This window comes from Arthrobacter sp. M71 S08 (assembly GCF_059089725.1).
Genome location: NZ_JBNHEY010000007.1, coordinates 61849 through 77076 on the forward strand (window position 1 = coordinate 61849; position 15228 = coordinate 77076).

The 15228-nt window shown below is 64.4% G+C and carries 12 protein-coding genes; 6 read left to right on the forward strand and 6 right to left on the reverse strand.

Annotated elements, in window-relative coordinates:
* Nucleotides 1–55 precede the first annotated feature (55 nt).
* From AC5RTB_RS13735 to AC5RTB_RS13745, 3 genes are all read left to right on the forward strand, one after another.
* Complete coding sequence (locus tag AC5RTB_RS13735) at nucleotides 56–1132, forward strand: multicopper oxidase domain-containing protein (protein WP_494061619.1); 1077 nt, start codon at nucleotides 56–58, stop codon at nucleotides 1130–1132.
* A 94-nt stretch (nucleotides 1133–1226) separates the two neighbouring features.
* The gene (locus AC5RTB_RS13740; protein WP_490892530.1) at nucleotides 1227–1526 is read left to right on the forward strand and encodes a type II toxin-antitoxin system VapB family antitoxin; all 300 of its coding nucleotides are present in this window, start codon (nucleotides 1227–1229) and stop codon (nucleotides 1524–1526) included.
* Nucleotides 1519–2184: a LytR C-terminal domain-containing protein gene (locus AC5RTB_RS13745; RefSeq protein ID WP_494061620.1), complete on the forward strand. Its 666-nt coding sequence runs from the start codon at nucleotides 1519–1521 to the stop codon at nucleotides 2182–2184. Before AC5RTB_RS13740 ends, AC5RTB_RS13745 begins: the two co-directional genes overlap by 8 nt.
* A 69-nt stretch (nucleotides 2185–2253) precedes the next feature.
* Here AC5RTB_RS13745 and AC5RTB_RS13750 read toward each other — a convergent pair whose 3' ends face one another.
* The 3 genes from AC5RTB_RS13750 to aceA all read right to left on the reverse strand — a co-directional run bounded on the left by AC5RTB_RS13750 (nucleotide 2254) and on the right by aceA (nucleotide 6128).
* Complete coding sequence (locus AC5RTB_RS13750) at nucleotides 2254–2949, reverse strand: DsbA family oxidoreductase (RefSeq protein ID WP_494061719.1); 696 nt, start codon at nucleotides 2947–2949, stop codon at nucleotides 2254–2256.
* A gap of 140 nt (nucleotides 2950–3089) precedes the next feature.
* Nucleotides 3090–4706 (reverse strand): malate synthase A, encoded by a 1617-nt coding sequence (aceB, locus tag AC5RTB_RS13755; protein WP_494061621.1) that lies wholly within the window; start codon nucleotides 4704–4706, stop codon nucleotides 3090–3092.
* Nucleotides 4707–4805: 99 nt separating this feature from the next.
* The gene (gene aceA, locus AC5RTB_RS13760; protein WP_494061622.1) at nucleotides 4806–6128 is read right to left on the reverse strand and encodes an isocitrate lyase; all 1323 of its coding nucleotides are present in this window, start codon (nucleotides 6126–6128) and stop codon (nucleotides 4806–4808) included.
* A gap of 105 nt (nucleotides 6129–6233) precedes the next feature.
* Between aceA and AC5RTB_RS13765 the strand changes: the two genes are divergently transcribed.
* Both AC5RTB_RS13765 and AC5RTB_RS13770 read left to right on the forward strand, forming a co-directional pair.
* Nucleotides 6234–7742, forward strand: coding sequence for a helix-turn-helix domain-containing protein (locus tag AC5RTB_RS13765; RefSeq protein ID WP_494061623.1), 1509 nt, complete (start codon nucleotides 6234–6236; stop codon nucleotides 7740–7742).
* Between the two features lie 35 nt (nucleotides 7743–7777).
* Nucleotides 7778–8323 carry a CGNR zinc finger domain-containing protein gene (locus AC5RTB_RS13770; RefSeq protein ID WP_494061624.1) on the forward strand — a complete coding sequence of 182 codons (546 nt, stop codon included), beginning with the start codon at nucleotides 7778–7780 and terminating at the stop codon, nucleotides 8321–8323.
* Between the two features lie 82 nt (nucleotides 8324–8405).
* Here AC5RTB_RS13770 and AC5RTB_RS13775 read toward each other — a convergent pair whose 3' ends face one another.
* From AC5RTB_RS13775 to AC5RTB_RS13785, 3 genes are all read right to left on the reverse strand, one after another.
* Entirely contained in the window at nucleotides 8406–12488 is a 4083-nt protein-coding gene (locus tag AC5RTB_RS13775; RefSeq protein ID WP_494061625.1) for a S8 family serine peptidase, read from the reverse strand.
* A gap of 251 nt (nucleotides 12489–12739) precedes the next feature.
* Nucleotides 12740–13552 (reverse strand): bifunctional hydroxymethylpyrimidine kinase/phosphomethylpyrimidine kinase, encoded by an 813-nt coding sequence (gene thiD / locus AC5RTB_RS13780; protein WP_494061626.1) that lies wholly within the window; start codon nucleotides 13550–13552, stop codon nucleotides 12740–12742.
* Nucleotides 13553–13637: 85 nt separating this feature from the next.
* Complete coding sequence (locus AC5RTB_RS13785; RefSeq protein ID WP_494061627.1) at nucleotides 13638–14297, reverse strand: TetR/AcrR family transcriptional regulator; 660 nt, start codon at nucleotides 14295–14297, stop codon at nucleotides 13638–13640.
* A gap of 192 nt (nucleotides 14298–14489) precedes the next feature.
* On the opposite strand from AC5RTB_RS13785, the gene AC5RTB_RS13790 reads away from it, so the two are divergent.
* Entirely contained in the window at nucleotides 14490–15197 is a 708-nt protein-coding gene (locus AC5RTB_RS13790) for a queuosine precursor transporter (protein WP_494061628.1), read from the forward strand.
* Nucleotides 15198–15228 lie beyond the last annotated feature (31 nt).

Below are 15228 nucleotides of genomic sequence, written 5' to 3' on the forward strand. Positions count from 1 at the left end.
AACCGCACCGGGACCGGAACCGGAACCGACGCAGCATCACCTGTTCGAGAGCCAGGTGGACTTCAGTTCCGCGCAATTGGAGGTGTTGAACCCGGTCACCGAGTTCCCTCAGACCCCGGCCGTCGCCGTCGACTTCGCGTTCCATAGCCGTGACCTTCGCATGGACGACCGCGCGGTGTTCGAGATGTGGAGCTTCGAGGATGACCGGTTCAGGCGTGGGTTCCCCGGGCCAACCCTCCGGGTTCAGGAGGGCAAGGTATTCCACGCCACGGTGCATCCCAGCAAGGGGCCGCACACCATCCACTGGCACGGCATGGAGCCGGATCCCCGGAACGACGGCGTCGGGCACACATCCTTTGAGGTGGATGGACGGTACACCTACCAGATGCAACCGGAAACCGGCCGTCCCGCTGACCCCAACTACGGAGCAGCCGGAACCTACTTCTACCACTGCCACGTCAATACTCCGCTGCATGTACAGATGGGGATGTTCGGTCCACTCGTGATCGACCCCGTAGTGCACCCCGACTATCCGGTGACTCCCGGAGCCCGCCGTGCCTTCGTGGACGGGCCGGAGTACGACATCGACACCGAGGCGCTCTTCGCTCCCTATTGCCTGGATCCGCGCTGGCACCAGATGAACCATGCGGATGGACTGTCCGGGGAAGACGCCGGCCTCAACCGGTTCGAACCCCGGCATTTTTACCTCCTGGGCGGCGAACTGGCGCGGCGCCCTGCGGGGGATGAGCGGGTGTGGAGCCTGTCCAAACTGCGCGCCAACGTGAAGGGCGGCCCGAAGAAGCCGACCCTGCTGCGGACGGTGAATGCCAACTATCTGCCCAATCTGGTGACCTTCACCGACGCAGCAGGAGTGGAAGTCCCCATCGCCGAGTTGATTTCCCATGACGGGCGCCCGTTCCGGGATACCTCCGTGCCGGGCGCACCCGCGCTGAGCTGCAGGGACTCCGGCTACCCGTTGATGACCAGCAGGCTCGCCTATGGCGCCGCTGAGCGCTTCGACATGCTGCTTCACCCGCCGGCGCCCGGCAGGTATTACCTTCACATCGAGTGGGAGGACTGGATCACCGGGGCTGTCGTTGGAAAGCGGTCCGTTCCGATAGACGCGACCTGACCTGTCCGGAAATACCGGTAACCATTCGGCGGCGACGGGCGCGCCTCCAGAGCGTCACATTCCCTTGGGGCGATATCTTGCCTAGGCTGTATTGGTGATCTTCAAAGCAGTGAGTGATGGACGCCCATATCCCGACCACGGACACGTGACGCCCAAGGACTGGGCCGGCGTAGCCCCACGTCAGGTGCGCCTGGACGAACTTGTCACCACCAAAACCACCCTCGACCTTGAGGCGCTGCTGGCAGAAGACTCCACATTCTTCGGCGATCTGTTCCCGCACGTGGTGCAGTGGAACGACACGCTGTATCTCGAGGACGGACTGCACCGAGCCGTGCGTACGGCCCTGCATCAGCGCACCATCCTCCACGCACGCGTCCTGGTCATCGATGAATAGGCCTCCAAGACGAAAGCCCATCCGGTCCAAGAAGAACCCGATTGAGTGGCACGGTCACCGCATCGTTACCGAGAACGATCTCGAAACGGTCTTCGCTGACGACGGCAATGTCGAGCGTCCGCACGTCTACATGCGCAGGCTGCGGCATGGCGTGGTTCTGGTCCTGCTCGTCGCGCTGTTGGCAGCGGCTGTGTACTTTGCGCTCGCACTGGCAAGGGGGGACGTCAAGCTCCCTATAAGCGAGCCGACGCCAAGCCCGGTGAGCGCGTGCCCTGAAGGACCATTCGAGCTCGTTGATCCAGCCACTGTCACCGTGAATATCCTCAACAGCACCAGCATTGCCGGTCTCGCCGGCAATGCGGCAACCGCTCTCGAGGAACGCGGGTTCGTGCTGGGGGCCATTGGGAACCGCTCGGTCGGCCAGACCAACATGACCGCAATCATCGTTTCCGGGCCGACCGGGCACGCGCAGGCATTCACGTTGCAGCGGATCATCCCCGGAACAACCTATGTCGAGGACGAACGGCCGGACGACACCGTGGACGTGGTCCTCGGCTCCGAGTTCGAGGCTCTGGTACCCGCGGAAGAAGTCAACACCGAACCGGGTGCGCTCACCTGTGAGCTGCCGTCCACGGCGAGCGCCACACCGTCGCCGTAGCCGTCGGCTCCCTGACCAGCGCCTGAGGCGAGCCGGGCCGCACGAACGACGACGGTCGCGGCCGGTTCGCTAGCAGCCGTCCGGTCCGCAGGCCTCCCCGTCGGGCGTGGCAGAGACGGGGATCAGAGGGTGGGCTTCCTGCCACGCCCGGTCCAGCGCCTGCCGGAACAGCTCGACCGGCTGCGCGCCGGAGATGCCGTATTTCCGGTCGATGACGAAGAACGGCACGCCGCTGACGCCCAGGGTCTGCGCTTCGCTGATGTCGTGCCGTACGTCGTCGGCGAAGCGGTCGCCGGCGATGGTCTCGCGGACCGACTGATCGTCGATGCCAAGGTCCTGGCCCAGCTTCACGAGGACGTCGATATCGGATGTGTCCAGTCCCTGTTCAAAGTGGGCCGAGAGGATTGCTTCCTTCGCCTCGTTGCCCAGACCCTGCGACTTGGCCAGATGCAGGAAACGGTGGGCGGTGAAGCTGTTACCGACAACAACGGAGTCGAAGTCGAAGTTCACCCCGACATCGCTGGCTGACGAGGTGAGCTGGTTCCACATCTGGCGGACCTGCTCCGGAGCGATGCCCTTGCGTTCGGAAAGATATTGCTGTTCCGTGCCCTCGTAGTGCTCGGGGAGGTTGGGGTCGAGCTGGAAGCTCTTCCACGTGACCTCCACCTTGTCACGGTGCGGGAACTCGGCGAGGGCCTTCTCGAAGCGGCGCTTGCCGACGAAGCACCACGGGCATTTAACGTCTGACCAGATTTCGATGTGCATACCTGTCGCAACGGAAGGGCGGCGGCGCGCTATTCCCGCGCGCCGCCGTCGTCGTGCCGCTGCAAGCTGCATTGAGCTGGCAGGACACACCCCTAATAAGCACCCATAAGGGGTGCGTCCTGCCAACTCGAGGGGAGGCGCTACCGCTGGAGCGCCGGCGAAGGACGCCGTCCTGCGCAGAGGTGCCGGCTGTAGGCCGGAAGCGTGAGGAACTCAGGGAAGTCCTCGCCGAGGGCCACTTCTTCGAACAGTTGGCGGGCGTCGTCGAACCGGTCATCGTCGAAGCGGGGGAGCCGCTCGAATTCCTCCTCCAGCAGTTCCGAGACCCACTCGCGGGTGATGATTTCGCCCGTGTCGGTGACCGCATGGACGTGGATCCACTGCCAGATCTGCGAGCGGGAGATCTCCGCGGTGGCGGCGTCCTCCATCAGGTTCTTCAGTGTCACCGCGCCGTTGCCGCGCAGCCAGGCCTCGAGATAGCGGACTCCCACCTCAAGGTTGGTACGGATTCCCGCCTCGGTGATGAGGCCCCGCGTGCCGGTGAGGTCGATGAGCGCGCGGTCATCGGGCACGACGTCGGTGCGCTGCCTGTCCAGCTGGTTGGGCTGCTCGCCGAGCACGACGTCGAACACCGCCCGCGCAACCGGAACGAGGTCCGGATGGGCCACCCAGGAGCCGTCGAAGCCGTCACCGGCTTCACGCATCTTGTCCGTGTGCACCTTTTCCAGTGCGACGGCGTTGACCGCCTCATCGCGGCGGCTCGGAATGAATGCGGACATGCCTCCGATGGCGTGTGCGCCGCGGCGGTGGCATGCGCGCACCAACTGCTCGGTGTAGGCGCGCATGAACGGTGCGGTCATGGTGACCATGGTGCGGTCAGGTAGGACGAACCGGGGGCCGCGCAACCGGAAGTTCTTGATCATCGAGAAGATGTAGTCCCACCGGCCTGCGTTCAGGCCGGAGGAGTGTTCGCGAAGTTCGTAGAGGATCTCCTCCATTTCGAAGGCCGCGGTGATGGTCTCGATCAGCACAGTTGCGCGGATGGTCCCGCGCGGAATGCCGAGGAGTTCCTGGGCACGGCTGAACACGTCGTTCCACAGCCGGGCCTCGAGGTAGTTCTCGAGCTTGGGCAGGTAGAAGTAGGGTCCGCGTCCCTGCGTGATGAGCATGTGGGCGTTATGGAAGAGGTACAGGCCGAAGTCCGCGATGCCGCCCGAGATGGGTTCGCCGTCGATCAGGATGTGCTGTTCGGGCAGGTGCCACCCGCGGGGACGTACGACGACGGTGGGCAGCTCCTCCCCGAGGCGGTACTCCTTGCCCTCCTCGGTGGTGAAGTCGATCCGGCGGTTGAGCGCATCCTGCAGGTTCAGCTGCCCGTTGATGACGTTGGACCAGGTGGGGGTCAGCGAATCCTCGAGGTCTGCCAGCCACACGTTTGCGCCGGAGTTCAGGGCGTTGATCGTCATCTTACGCTCCACCGGTCCGGTGATTTCCACGCGGCGGTCTTCCAAACCGGGAGCCGGCGGCGCGACACGCCAGCCGTCGTCGTTCCTTATGTGCGCGGTGGAGGCAAGGAAGCGCGGGTCCTCGCCGCGGGCGATGCGGTTGCGGGCCTCCCGCCGGCGCTGAAGCAGCTCCTGGCGGCGCGGCTCGGTGACGGCGTGGAGTTCGCGGAGGAAGTCCAGCGCTTCGGGGGTGAGGATTTCGTTCTGCCGGGGGATCGGCAGGGCGGTGAGAGTGATGCCGTTCATGTCCATGGAAAGACTCCTTCAAAAGCTGCGTTGGGTTGGCAGGACACACCGTGAATGGGTGTCCATAAGGGGTGTGTCCTGCCAACTCACGGGGGAGAGCGAGGGTTAGTGGAACTGCTGGGTCTCGGTGGAGCCAGCGAGGGCGAGGGTGCTGCCGGTCGGGTTGAGGGCACCGGCTACCTGGTCGAAGTAGCCCGTGCCGACCTCGCGCTGGTGCCGGGTGGCGGTGTAACCGCGGGATTCGGAGGCGAACTCTTTTTCCTGGAGCTCGACGTAGGCGCTCATGCCTTCGCGGGCGTAGCCGTGGGCGAGGTCGAACATCGAGTAGTTCAGGGCGTGGAAACCGGCCAGGGTGATGAACTGGAAGGTGAAGCCCATGGCGCCGAGCTCGCGCTGGAACTTCGCGATGGCCGCGTCGTCGAGGTGCTTGCGCCAGTTGAATGACGGGGAGCAGTTGTACGCGAGCATCTGGTCGGGGAACTCGGCCTTGACTGCTTCGGCGAAGCGCCGGGCCAGGTCAAGGTCCGGGGTGCCGGTCTCCATCCAGATCAGGTCCGCGTAGGGTGCGTAGGCGTGGGCGCGGGCGATGCACGGCTCAATCCCGTTGCGTACCTCGTAGAACCCCTCGGGCGTGCGACCGCCGGTCAGGAAAGGCCGGTCCCGCTCGTCGACGTCGGATGTTATAAGCGTGGCTGCTTCCGCATCCGTCCGGGCAACGATCACCGATGGGACGCCGGCGACGTCGGCCGCCAGCCTCGCCGCGTTCAGTGTCCTCACGTGCTGCTGGGTGGGGATGAGGACCTTGCCGCCGAGGTGCCCGCACTTCTTTTCGGACGCGAGCTGGTCCTCCCAGTGAACTCCCGAGGCGCCGGCTGCGATCATCGACTTCATCAGTTCGAAGGCGTTCAGCGGCCCGCCGAAACCGGCTTCCGCGTCGGCGACGATGGGCACCAGCCAGTCTTCAACGGACCGAACTCCCTCTGCCCATTCAATCTGGTCCGCACGCTGCAACGCGTTGTTGATCCGCCGCACAACCTGCGGAACCGAGTTCGCCGGGTACAGCGACTGGTCGGGATAGGTCTGACCGGACAGGTTGGCATCCGCGGCGACCTGCCAGCCGGACAGGTAGATGGCCTTCAGCCCGGCTTTCACCTGCTGCACAGCCTGATTTCCGGTCAGGGCACCGAGGGCATGCGTGTATTCGCCTGATGGTGCCTGGGTGGTGAGCTGCTGCCACAATTTTTCTGCTCCGCGACGGGCGAGCGTGTGCTCCTCCTGTACGCGGCCCCGGAGGCGTACGACGTCGGCGGCCGAGTAATCACGCTGGATCCCTTCCCAGCGCGGATCGGCTGCCCACTCGAGCTCGAGTTCACGAACGGATTCAGCGCGTGCATCATTTTCGATCGGGTTGGCGGCGTCCTGCGTCATTGCTTTTCTCCTTCCGTGAGGCGACTGTGCCTCTGCGGTAACTGCTGATGGAATCAACAATTCGCCATCCTGCGTGCCCGAACTAGAGTTATCCTCTGGAAAGAAGTGTGCTTCTTCGCGTATCGTCAAAAAATGACGACTTCGAGCTGGACTCGCACCCGGCCCCCCGAAGGGGAGCAGACCCCCGAGGGTGAGGACGCCATCAGCCTGGGGCGCCGCTTGCGGCACCTGCGCAAGAGCCGGCGCATGACGCTGGAGGAGCTGGGCGCCGTCGTTGGGACCGCGCCGTCCCAGCTCTCGCTCATGGAGAACGGGAAACGGGAGCCGCGGCTGGGGATGCTGCAATCGCTCGCGAAGGCGCTCGAGGTGAGCGTTGACCAGCTGTTGGGTGCAGAGCCGCCGAGCCGGCGCGCCGCGCTGGAAATCGCGCTGGAGCGGGCCCAACGCGGGCCGCTGTATGAATCGCTGGGATTGCCGAAGGTGCGCACATCGGCGCGGCTGCCGATGGAGGCGCTCGAGGCGCTCGTCGGGTTGCAGGCGGAACTCGAGCGTCGGATGAATGAGCAGGTGGCCACGCCGGAGGAGGCCCGTCGCGCCAACGCAGAGCTGCGAGGCATCATGCGCCGGCAGAATAACTATTTCCCCGATATCGAGGCCGAGGCCCAGAAGGTTCTGGAATCGGTCGGCCACACCAGTGGGCCGCTCTCGCAGCATCTCATCGCCGACATCGCAGCCCATCTCGGATTCACGCTGCACCATGTGAGCGACCTGCCGCACTCCACCCGCTCAGTGACTGACCTGAAGAACCGGCGCATCTACCTGACGCAGTCCCAGCGCACCGACCATGACCCGCGGTCCGTGCTCCTCCAGGCGCTTGGCCACTATGTTCTGAAGCATGAGACCCCGGAGAGCTACCGGGAATTCCTGCGGCAACGGGTGGCCACGAACTACTTCGCGGCGGCGCTGCTGCTGCCCGAGAAGGCCACCGTCAAGTTCCTTCAGACCGCGAAGGCAGGCAAGGAGATCGCGGTCGAGGATATCCGGGATGCCTTCGCCGTCTCGTACGAGACCGCAGCCCACCGCTTCACCAACCTCGCAACCGAGCACCTCGGCATCCCAACCCACTTCCAGAAGACCCATCAGAGCGGGATCATCTACAAGGCGTACGAGAACGACGGCGTGACGTTCCCGCAGGACCACACCGGCGCGATCGAGGGCCAGCCCTCGTGCCGGAAGTGGACCTCTCGGGTGGTGTTCGACGTACCCGACAGGTTCTCGGCCTACAGCCAGTACACCGATACACCGAGCGGCACGTACTGGTGCACTGCCCGGACCGAGCGGGCCGCGGCCGGTGAGTTCTCCCTCAGCGTCGGGGTGCCCTATGCGCACGTGAAGTGGTTCAGAGGACGGGAGACCACCATCCGCGGTGAGTCCCGCTGTCCGGAGGAATCGTGTTGCAAGCTGCCGCCGTCGTCGTTGGCGCAGGAGTGGTCCGGCTTCGCGTGGCCGAGCGCACGGGCGCATTCGCACCTGCTGGCGGCCATGCCCCCGGGTGCCTTCCCCGGCGTGGACGAGACCGAGGTCTATTCCTTCCTCCAGACCCACTCGGGCTAGCGCATGTACAGTGGAGCCACTCGAACAGGAGCCACATGCTTTTTGCCAATGACACCGAAGAGGGGCTGCGGAGTGCCGCCGCGCTCGTGAACACCGAGGACGGCGAGCAGCTTTCCGACGTCGAAACCCTTGTCCGCTTCGCACGCGACTGGAACTGGACCGGCAACCTCGCGCTTGATGAGGCCGAGCTCGACGCCGTCCGCCGCCTTCGCCCCCGTCTCCGGAAGCTGTGGAGCGGGGATGAGGACTTTGTGGTGGAGTCGGTCAACGCGCTGCTGCGAGAGTTCAATGCCCTGCCCCAACTGGTCCGCCACGACTCCTGGGACTACCACATTCACGCGACCCCACGGGAGGCACCGCTGTCTGCCCGCATGGCGGTCGAGGCGGCAATGGCCTTCGTCGACCTGGTGCGCAGCAAGGAGCTGGGGAGGCTCCGGACCTGCGCATCGCCGGATTGTGGAAACGTGCTCGTGGATCTGTCGAAGAACCGGTCCCGGCGGTTCTGCGAATCAGGCTGCGGGAACCGGGCGGCCGTCGCGGCGTACCGCGCACGGCTGGCTGAGCGCGCGGAGTCGGCCTAGAGTCATCCGCGGATCCGAACGCGAAGAAGCCCCCGGTGTTTTCTACACCGAGGGCTTCCGTCGTAGTTACTTCACGCGGGTGTTACGGAACCATCCAGGTGAATCCGCCCCAACCTTTGCCGATCTGGGCCTTGCCGGCGAAACCGCCGGTGCCGTTCCCGGAGTAGAGGAAGAGACGTCCCGCCGAGTCGCGGGCCACCAGGTCGGCGTTGCCGTCACCGCTGAAGTCGCCGGGGCCGACGAGAGTGAAGCCGTTCCAGCCGGTTCCGGCCTGGGTGCGAGTGCCGAAGCCACCCGTTCCGTTGCCGGGGTAGAGGAAGAGCTTCCCGGTGGAATCGCGTGCCAGCAGATCAGTGTTACCGTCACCGCTGAAGTCGCCGGGGCCAACGATGGTGAAACCGTTCCAGCCGGATCCGATCTGCGACCGCGTCATGAATCCACCGGAGCCGTTGCCCGGGTAGAGGTGCAGCGTTCCGTTACTGGCTCGGGCAATCAGGTCCACATTGCCGTCACCGTCGAAATCACCGGGTGTGACGATTCCGAGACTGCTCCATCCGCTACCGATCTGGGTGCCGCGCTTGATGGAACCGTTCCCGGTTCCCGTGTACAGCCAGAGCCGCCCCGCGCTGTCCCGAGCGACGACATCGGAGATGCCGTCGCCGTTGAAATCGCCGGGGATCAGGATCGCGTTCATGCTGTTCCAGCCCGTACCGATCACACGGCTGGCAAGGAAGCCGCCGGAACCGTTGCCCGGGTAGAGCAGCAGCTGTCCCGCGGAGTTGCGGACCACGACGTCAGGATTGCCGTCACCGTCCATATCCTTGTTGACAGCGGGCGCACCGACGACGGAGATCGGAACAATCTCATCCTTCTTGTCCGTCGCGTTGTGGTGGTGGATGAAGAGTGCCTTCGCGTCGGTGACGTTCTCCTGGCGGTTGACGTTGAGCGTTACCCCGTCGGCCGAAACGAAGGACGCCGATGCCGGCGCCCCTCCCTCGAACCACAGGGCCGGTTCCGTGACGTTGAAGTTGATCCAGTCGGTGGTGTCCACCGGCCCGCCCGAAACGCCGTTCTCATCGACATTGAACGCACTCGAGGTCGACACGCGGTACTTGATCGGCGCGGAGGCGCCCAGCGCTGCAGCGTCCATGCCGAGCTCCGTAACAGGAACCGGCAGGGTGATGACGTTCGTGTCGAACGTGTTCGTGTCCACACTGCCGTCCACCCCGTTGGCGAAGTAGAGGTCGGTGTCGAAGACGGGGTTACCCGCGTCGTCGATGGTCACCACTTCGAACAGGATCAGGTCCAGCGTGGGGGCCGCAGGCCCAAGGTCCCCAGCCCGCAGGGTCTGAACTATGTAATCCACGGTGTCGTCGCCGTCGGTGTCGATATCAATCGATACACCGTTGTTGCCCCCGAACTGAGCCCAGTTCTGCCAGGTACTGATACCGAAGTTCAGTACCCCGGCGGTCGGATCCCCTGCTGCATCGACCAGTGCCGGAACCGTTGAGGCGGCACCGACTGTGCGCAGGTCGAACGAGTACAGGGACTCGAGCGGACGCTCCGCTGCCTTCGGGCTTTCAGCACCGAGAACGAGCGGGGAGATGATCGACTGGTAGGCAGAATCGCCTGGAACCCCCTGGTCAAGTCCTCGGCCGGAGAGCGCGATGGTGCTCACAAGATCCGAAGGATCGTCGAAGACAATCTCCGGACCGGCCGAGATATTGGAGGTGGGCTTCGGAGCCGAGTAGACGGGAACACGGAGTTCCTGTCCGTCGGCGCCAACCAGCTGCACCCGGCCGGATGCGTCCGCGAGGTACTGGCGCGGGATTCCGGCCTGGGTCCGTTCCGCAGCGGGATCGATTGTCTTGGCGAGGGCCGCCGGGTCCTGGATTGTCAGGGTGACGTCCAGCGTGGCCGGGTTGTTGGCTGGAACGGTGATCACCGCCGGTGACACCGAGATGGCAACGCCGGGCATGGTCGATGCTTCGACGTAGCTGGCGTCATAGGTGATGGGAGCGTTCGACCTGTTCTGAACCGTGACCTGCTTGGTCACCGTCAGGGCTTCGGTCCCGAGCTCCAGCACACCAAAGTTCACCGACGTGAGCGCCGGCTGGTCCGTCGCGTACGCCAGAACAGAGGTATCCAGAGCCTGGATGGCGTCCACCCGGCCCGCACCAACACGGTTCGGGGCGTAGGCAACCCCGCCGTCGGTCAGGAGATCGTGTGTCGCGGTATTCATGATGACGCTCTTGGCCTGGTACGGGTTGTACTCATTCCCGGAAAGGACCAGTGCAGCGATGCCGGCAACGTGCGGCGCGGCCATGGAGGTGCCGCTCTTCACGGAGGCGCCGTCGCCGGTTCCCACCTGGACTGAACCGATGGAGACTCCGGGAGCAGTGACGTCGGGCTTGACCACACCGTTGGAGCCGTGGACACCGCGCGAGGAGAACGCGGCGAGCGTGTCCTGTGCGTTCGACGGGCCCGTGGCGGTTGCCTGGTAGGAGGCATCGAGGCGGATCTGGAGAGTGCCCTCTTCGGCAGCACCTTCAAGTGCCTCCGAGGAGGCGCGGTTCAGCTGCACGCCCGGAATGGTGTCGTTTCCGGCGATGCCGGACTCGAAGACGTCGCGCGGTGAACTCAGGACCACGCCTGCTCCACCTGCGGCCTCGACATTGTTGAACCTCGCAGCGGAACCGCAGGGAAAGGGGGTGCCGAGGTCTTCCCAATCCAGCCACACCCATTCGCCGTCAAAGGTGCCTGCCGGGAATGCCTCACAGCCGAAGCGGTCCAGATTGGCCGGCGGCTTCACAACGGTCCCGGTCAGCTGGGCCTCTGTCGCCTCGACGTAGTTGAAGTTCGCGCTGTACTGGCCGGTGGCGGTTCCCTCTTCGGGCGCCAGCACATCGACGCGGTCCAGAGTGACCTGCGAACCCACGCTGGCCGCAACGGTGAGTGCGGATTCGGCGCTGCCGGGGGAGCCGCCGATGTCGTAGACATCGCCGTCGTTACCGGACGATACGACCGAGAGGACGCCCTGCGCGGTCAGGGAATTGACGATGTCGTTTTCCGGGTCGTCGTACGCGGGGAAGGAGGATCCCAGCGACATGTTGACGATCTGCGCGCGATCGTCGAAGTTGCCGTCGCGGTTGGGGTCGAGAACGTAGTCCAGGGCCTGCCCCACAACGAGGCTTGAACCTTCACAACCGAAAACGCGGAGGGCAACGATGCCGGCCTCGGGGGCAGAGCCCGGGCCGATGCGCATTCCGTTGACATCATCCGCGCTCAGCGTGCTGTAGTCACCTTCGAACGTGGTGCCGTCGGCGTTGACGCCGTAACCGGCTGCCGTGCCTGCAACGTGTGAGCCGTGGCTCTCGCAGTCGAGGGGGTTCAGATCCGGCTGAGGTGTTGAGCGCACCGGGTCGTCGGCGTTGTAGGCGTCTCCCACCAGGTCATACCCGCCGCGGAACTTGGCCGGATCGTAGAGCGCAGGATCAGGTTCGGCATCTGCCTTGGCCTGCTCATACGCCTCGACGGTGCCCGGGCCACCGAACCCCGCATGGGTGTAGTCGAGCCCGGTGTCCAGCACGGCGATGGTGATTCCCTCGCCCGTGTTGTCCCGGGCGGTCCACGCCTCCAGCGCGCGGGTGTCGATGTCCGCGCCCTTGTTGCCGATGGTTTTCGGTACGATTGCGGTGATCTTGACGACGTCCGGCCGGGTAGCGAGCGCCTTGATTGCCTCAGCATCGCCCTGAATTGCAACGCCGGGGAGAGCGTTCGTGGTGGTGTACAGCTGAGAAGCCCCAGCTTGTGCCGCGACTTCAGACGCCTTCGCCTGGATACCGGCACGGATCTCCAGAACCCGGGCGGTCCTTTGAACCGGCGTGGTGAACCCATTTCTGCGGACCGCGGCGGGCTGCGTCTGTTCGAAGGCTCCCTTGCCTGCGAACTGGACGTAGGCCGCCGTCGGGCCGGTCTTCTCGGCGAGTTCCCGACTGACCTTGGCATCGAATGCCGGTTGAAGTGCAATGCCGTCGGCGGCGGGGCTTCCGGAATCCGGCGCCTCCACTGCTGACGCCGGTGCCCACATGCTGGAGGCAAGGACGAGGCCGGTCAGCGAGGCCAACACAGCCCTTCCTGATCTCCGGCGGTATGACTTGCTCATGCTGCTCCTTAAGAAGGAAGAGTCAAGGCCATACCGCTTGAGTCCATCGCTAGCCCCCCGCAGTACTGCTGGCTCGGCCTAAGACCGGTGTGAGTGAGATTTCCTGTATAGCGATGGGTGCCAGCAGCAACGTGAAGCTCGCGCGAGCTTCACGGTTACAGCTTTATGCGTTCTATGTCACAAGTCAACGAATCCGGAGTACATGATGCGGGCAAACGACGGAATCGGTGGCAGCCGGGTAGCTCAGGACTTTAAACTCCCGCTGCGCCACCCTGCCAGACGGCGTCGAAGGGTGCGTTCGAGGAGACCCTGTTCCTGATCCCTTCGGTGACAAAAGCCTTCGCGGTACGGGCCGCTTCGAGGGGTGTCGCACCCTTGGCCAGCTCCGCCGCCACCGCCGCTGCCAGCGTGCAGCCGGCGCCGCTGACCGCGACATCGCCCACCTTGGGGGCGCTGAGTACTTCCAGCGTCTCGCCGTCGTAATAGACGTCGACGGCGTCCCTGCCTTGCAGCCTCACACCACCCTTTGCGAGCACGACGGCGCCACTTGCCTCATGGATGCGCCGGGCGGCGTCCTTGAGATCCTCCACCGAACGGATCTCGATCCCGGCTAGGGACTCCGCCTCAAAATGGTTCGGCGTCACGAACGTGGCCAGCGGGAGGATGTTGGCCTTGAGCGCCTTGTCGGTGTCGAGCGCGGAGCCGGGCTCCTGCCCTTTGCAGATCAGGACCGGATCCAACACCACGTTCTGCCACTCCTGGGATCCAAGCGCACCGGCTACCGTGTCGATGGTCTGGGGTGTGCCGAGCATGCCGATCTTGACGGTGCCGATCGAGTAACAGGACTGAATGGCCTCGAGCTGGTCCGCGATGACATTCGCGTCCACGGGAACGAACCGGTGGTTCCAGCTGTCCTTCGGATTGAACGAGACGATGCAGGTGAGCGCCGCGATGCCGTACGTACCCAGTTCCTGGAACGTCTTCAGATCCACCTGGGCGCCCGCGCCGCCCGTGGCCTCGGATCCGGCGATGGTCAGGGTAATTGCTGGTGCTTCAGTAGCCATTGCACCAGTGTGCCCGACGCCTCGCGACATACGCCAACGGCTACCGTGCCTACGCAAGCCGCGCCGTCGTCGTGCTGGAAACTGACTATTGCTTGGCGTTCTTGATCAGCTGGACCACGTCGTCGACGATTTTCCGCACGACCGGCAGACGAGACAGGATGACGAGTTTGGCGACGAGCGGGGCAGCATTGTCGATGAGGCGTCGGGTTCGCTGTTGCCCGGGGGAGCGGTCATAGATCCAGAAGAGCGTGACGCCCATATAGACGAGCCAGAGCAGTTCGGGTAGATCCGCGCGGATCGCCAGCGGCGGTTGCGGCTTCGCCGTGGTGACGGCCTGATTGAAGAGGGCAATGGACTTTGCGCGGGCCACGGAGGAATCGCTGCGGAACGTGCTGAGGTTGGAAGACGGTTGAATCGCAACGCTCATGAAGCTGGAACCGAAGTCGTGGTACGGGCCCATGACGTCAATGGCGGTCTGCAGAATGGCGCGGAGGTGTTCGCCGAGGTTCTGGCCATCACGCAGGAGCGGCAGGGACCTTGATCGGTGTTCGTCCTGGAGGGAGTGGTAGAGCTCTTGAACGAGGTCGTCCTTGGACTCGAAGTAGTAGTAGGCGTTGCCTGTCGAGACGCCTGCCTCTGCGGCAATAGCCCGCATGGTGGTTCGGTAATAACCCTCCTCGCGGAAGAGCCGGAGTGCAGTGGTGACGAGCCGTTCGCGGGTTGCTTTGCTCTTCTTCTGCTGCATGGACGGCTCCTTTTTGAACGTGTTCAATATTTTACTCGTTCTGAAGCTTTCTCTCTGACGCCGAAGAAGGTGCGGGAGGCCCGATGCGCCGGCGGCCGAGCGTGGGACAATTGATGGCCCGGGACAGCCGGGCAACAGTGCTAATACAGCGGGCCCTCCGGGCCACGCGAACCACTTCTATGAATGAGAACCATGACTCAACTGCAGGACCACGCCCGCGCCCGATACGCAACGCTGGGCAGCCCCATCTTTTCGATCATGCTGGCGGTACTCGCCGTCGTCGTCATCCTTTCCAACATCGGTGCCTCGAAGGGTGTAGTCCTCGGGCCGATCGTTGGTGATTTCAGTATCATCACCGACGGCGGATTCTTCCTCTTCCCACTGGCGTACATCCTAGGCGACGTAATCAGCGAGGTGTACGGGTTCAAGGCTGCGCGGCTCGGGATCATCGTGACGTTTGTGCTCTCCGCCTTTGCGTCGCTGGCCTACGCCATCATCATCGCGCTGCCAGGGTTTGACGACGATTTCGGTCTCGCCAAGCAGGAGGCCCTGGAGCTTGCGCTCGGTCCGGTTCCGCTGATTGTGTTCGCGTCGCTGCTCGGGTTCCTGGTGGGCCAGCTGCTCAACTCCCTGGTTCTGGTTCGAATGAAGGCCCGGTTCGGGGAGCGGAGCATGGTGGCGCGTCTCGTCGCATCGACCGGAGTGGGCCAGTTCGCTGACACGCTCATCTTCTGCGCCATCGCCGCGTCCGTCATCGGAATCACGGACTTCCCGACGTTCCTGAACTACCTCCTCTTCGGCTTCTTTTATAAGACGTTGGTGGAGGTGCTCTTCCTGCCGATTACGACGGCGGCCATCCGCTGGGTGAAGCGCCGGGAACCGAGCTACGCCGCGGCCTAGGGTCAAACCTGCCGCATTGCGGCAGGATCGT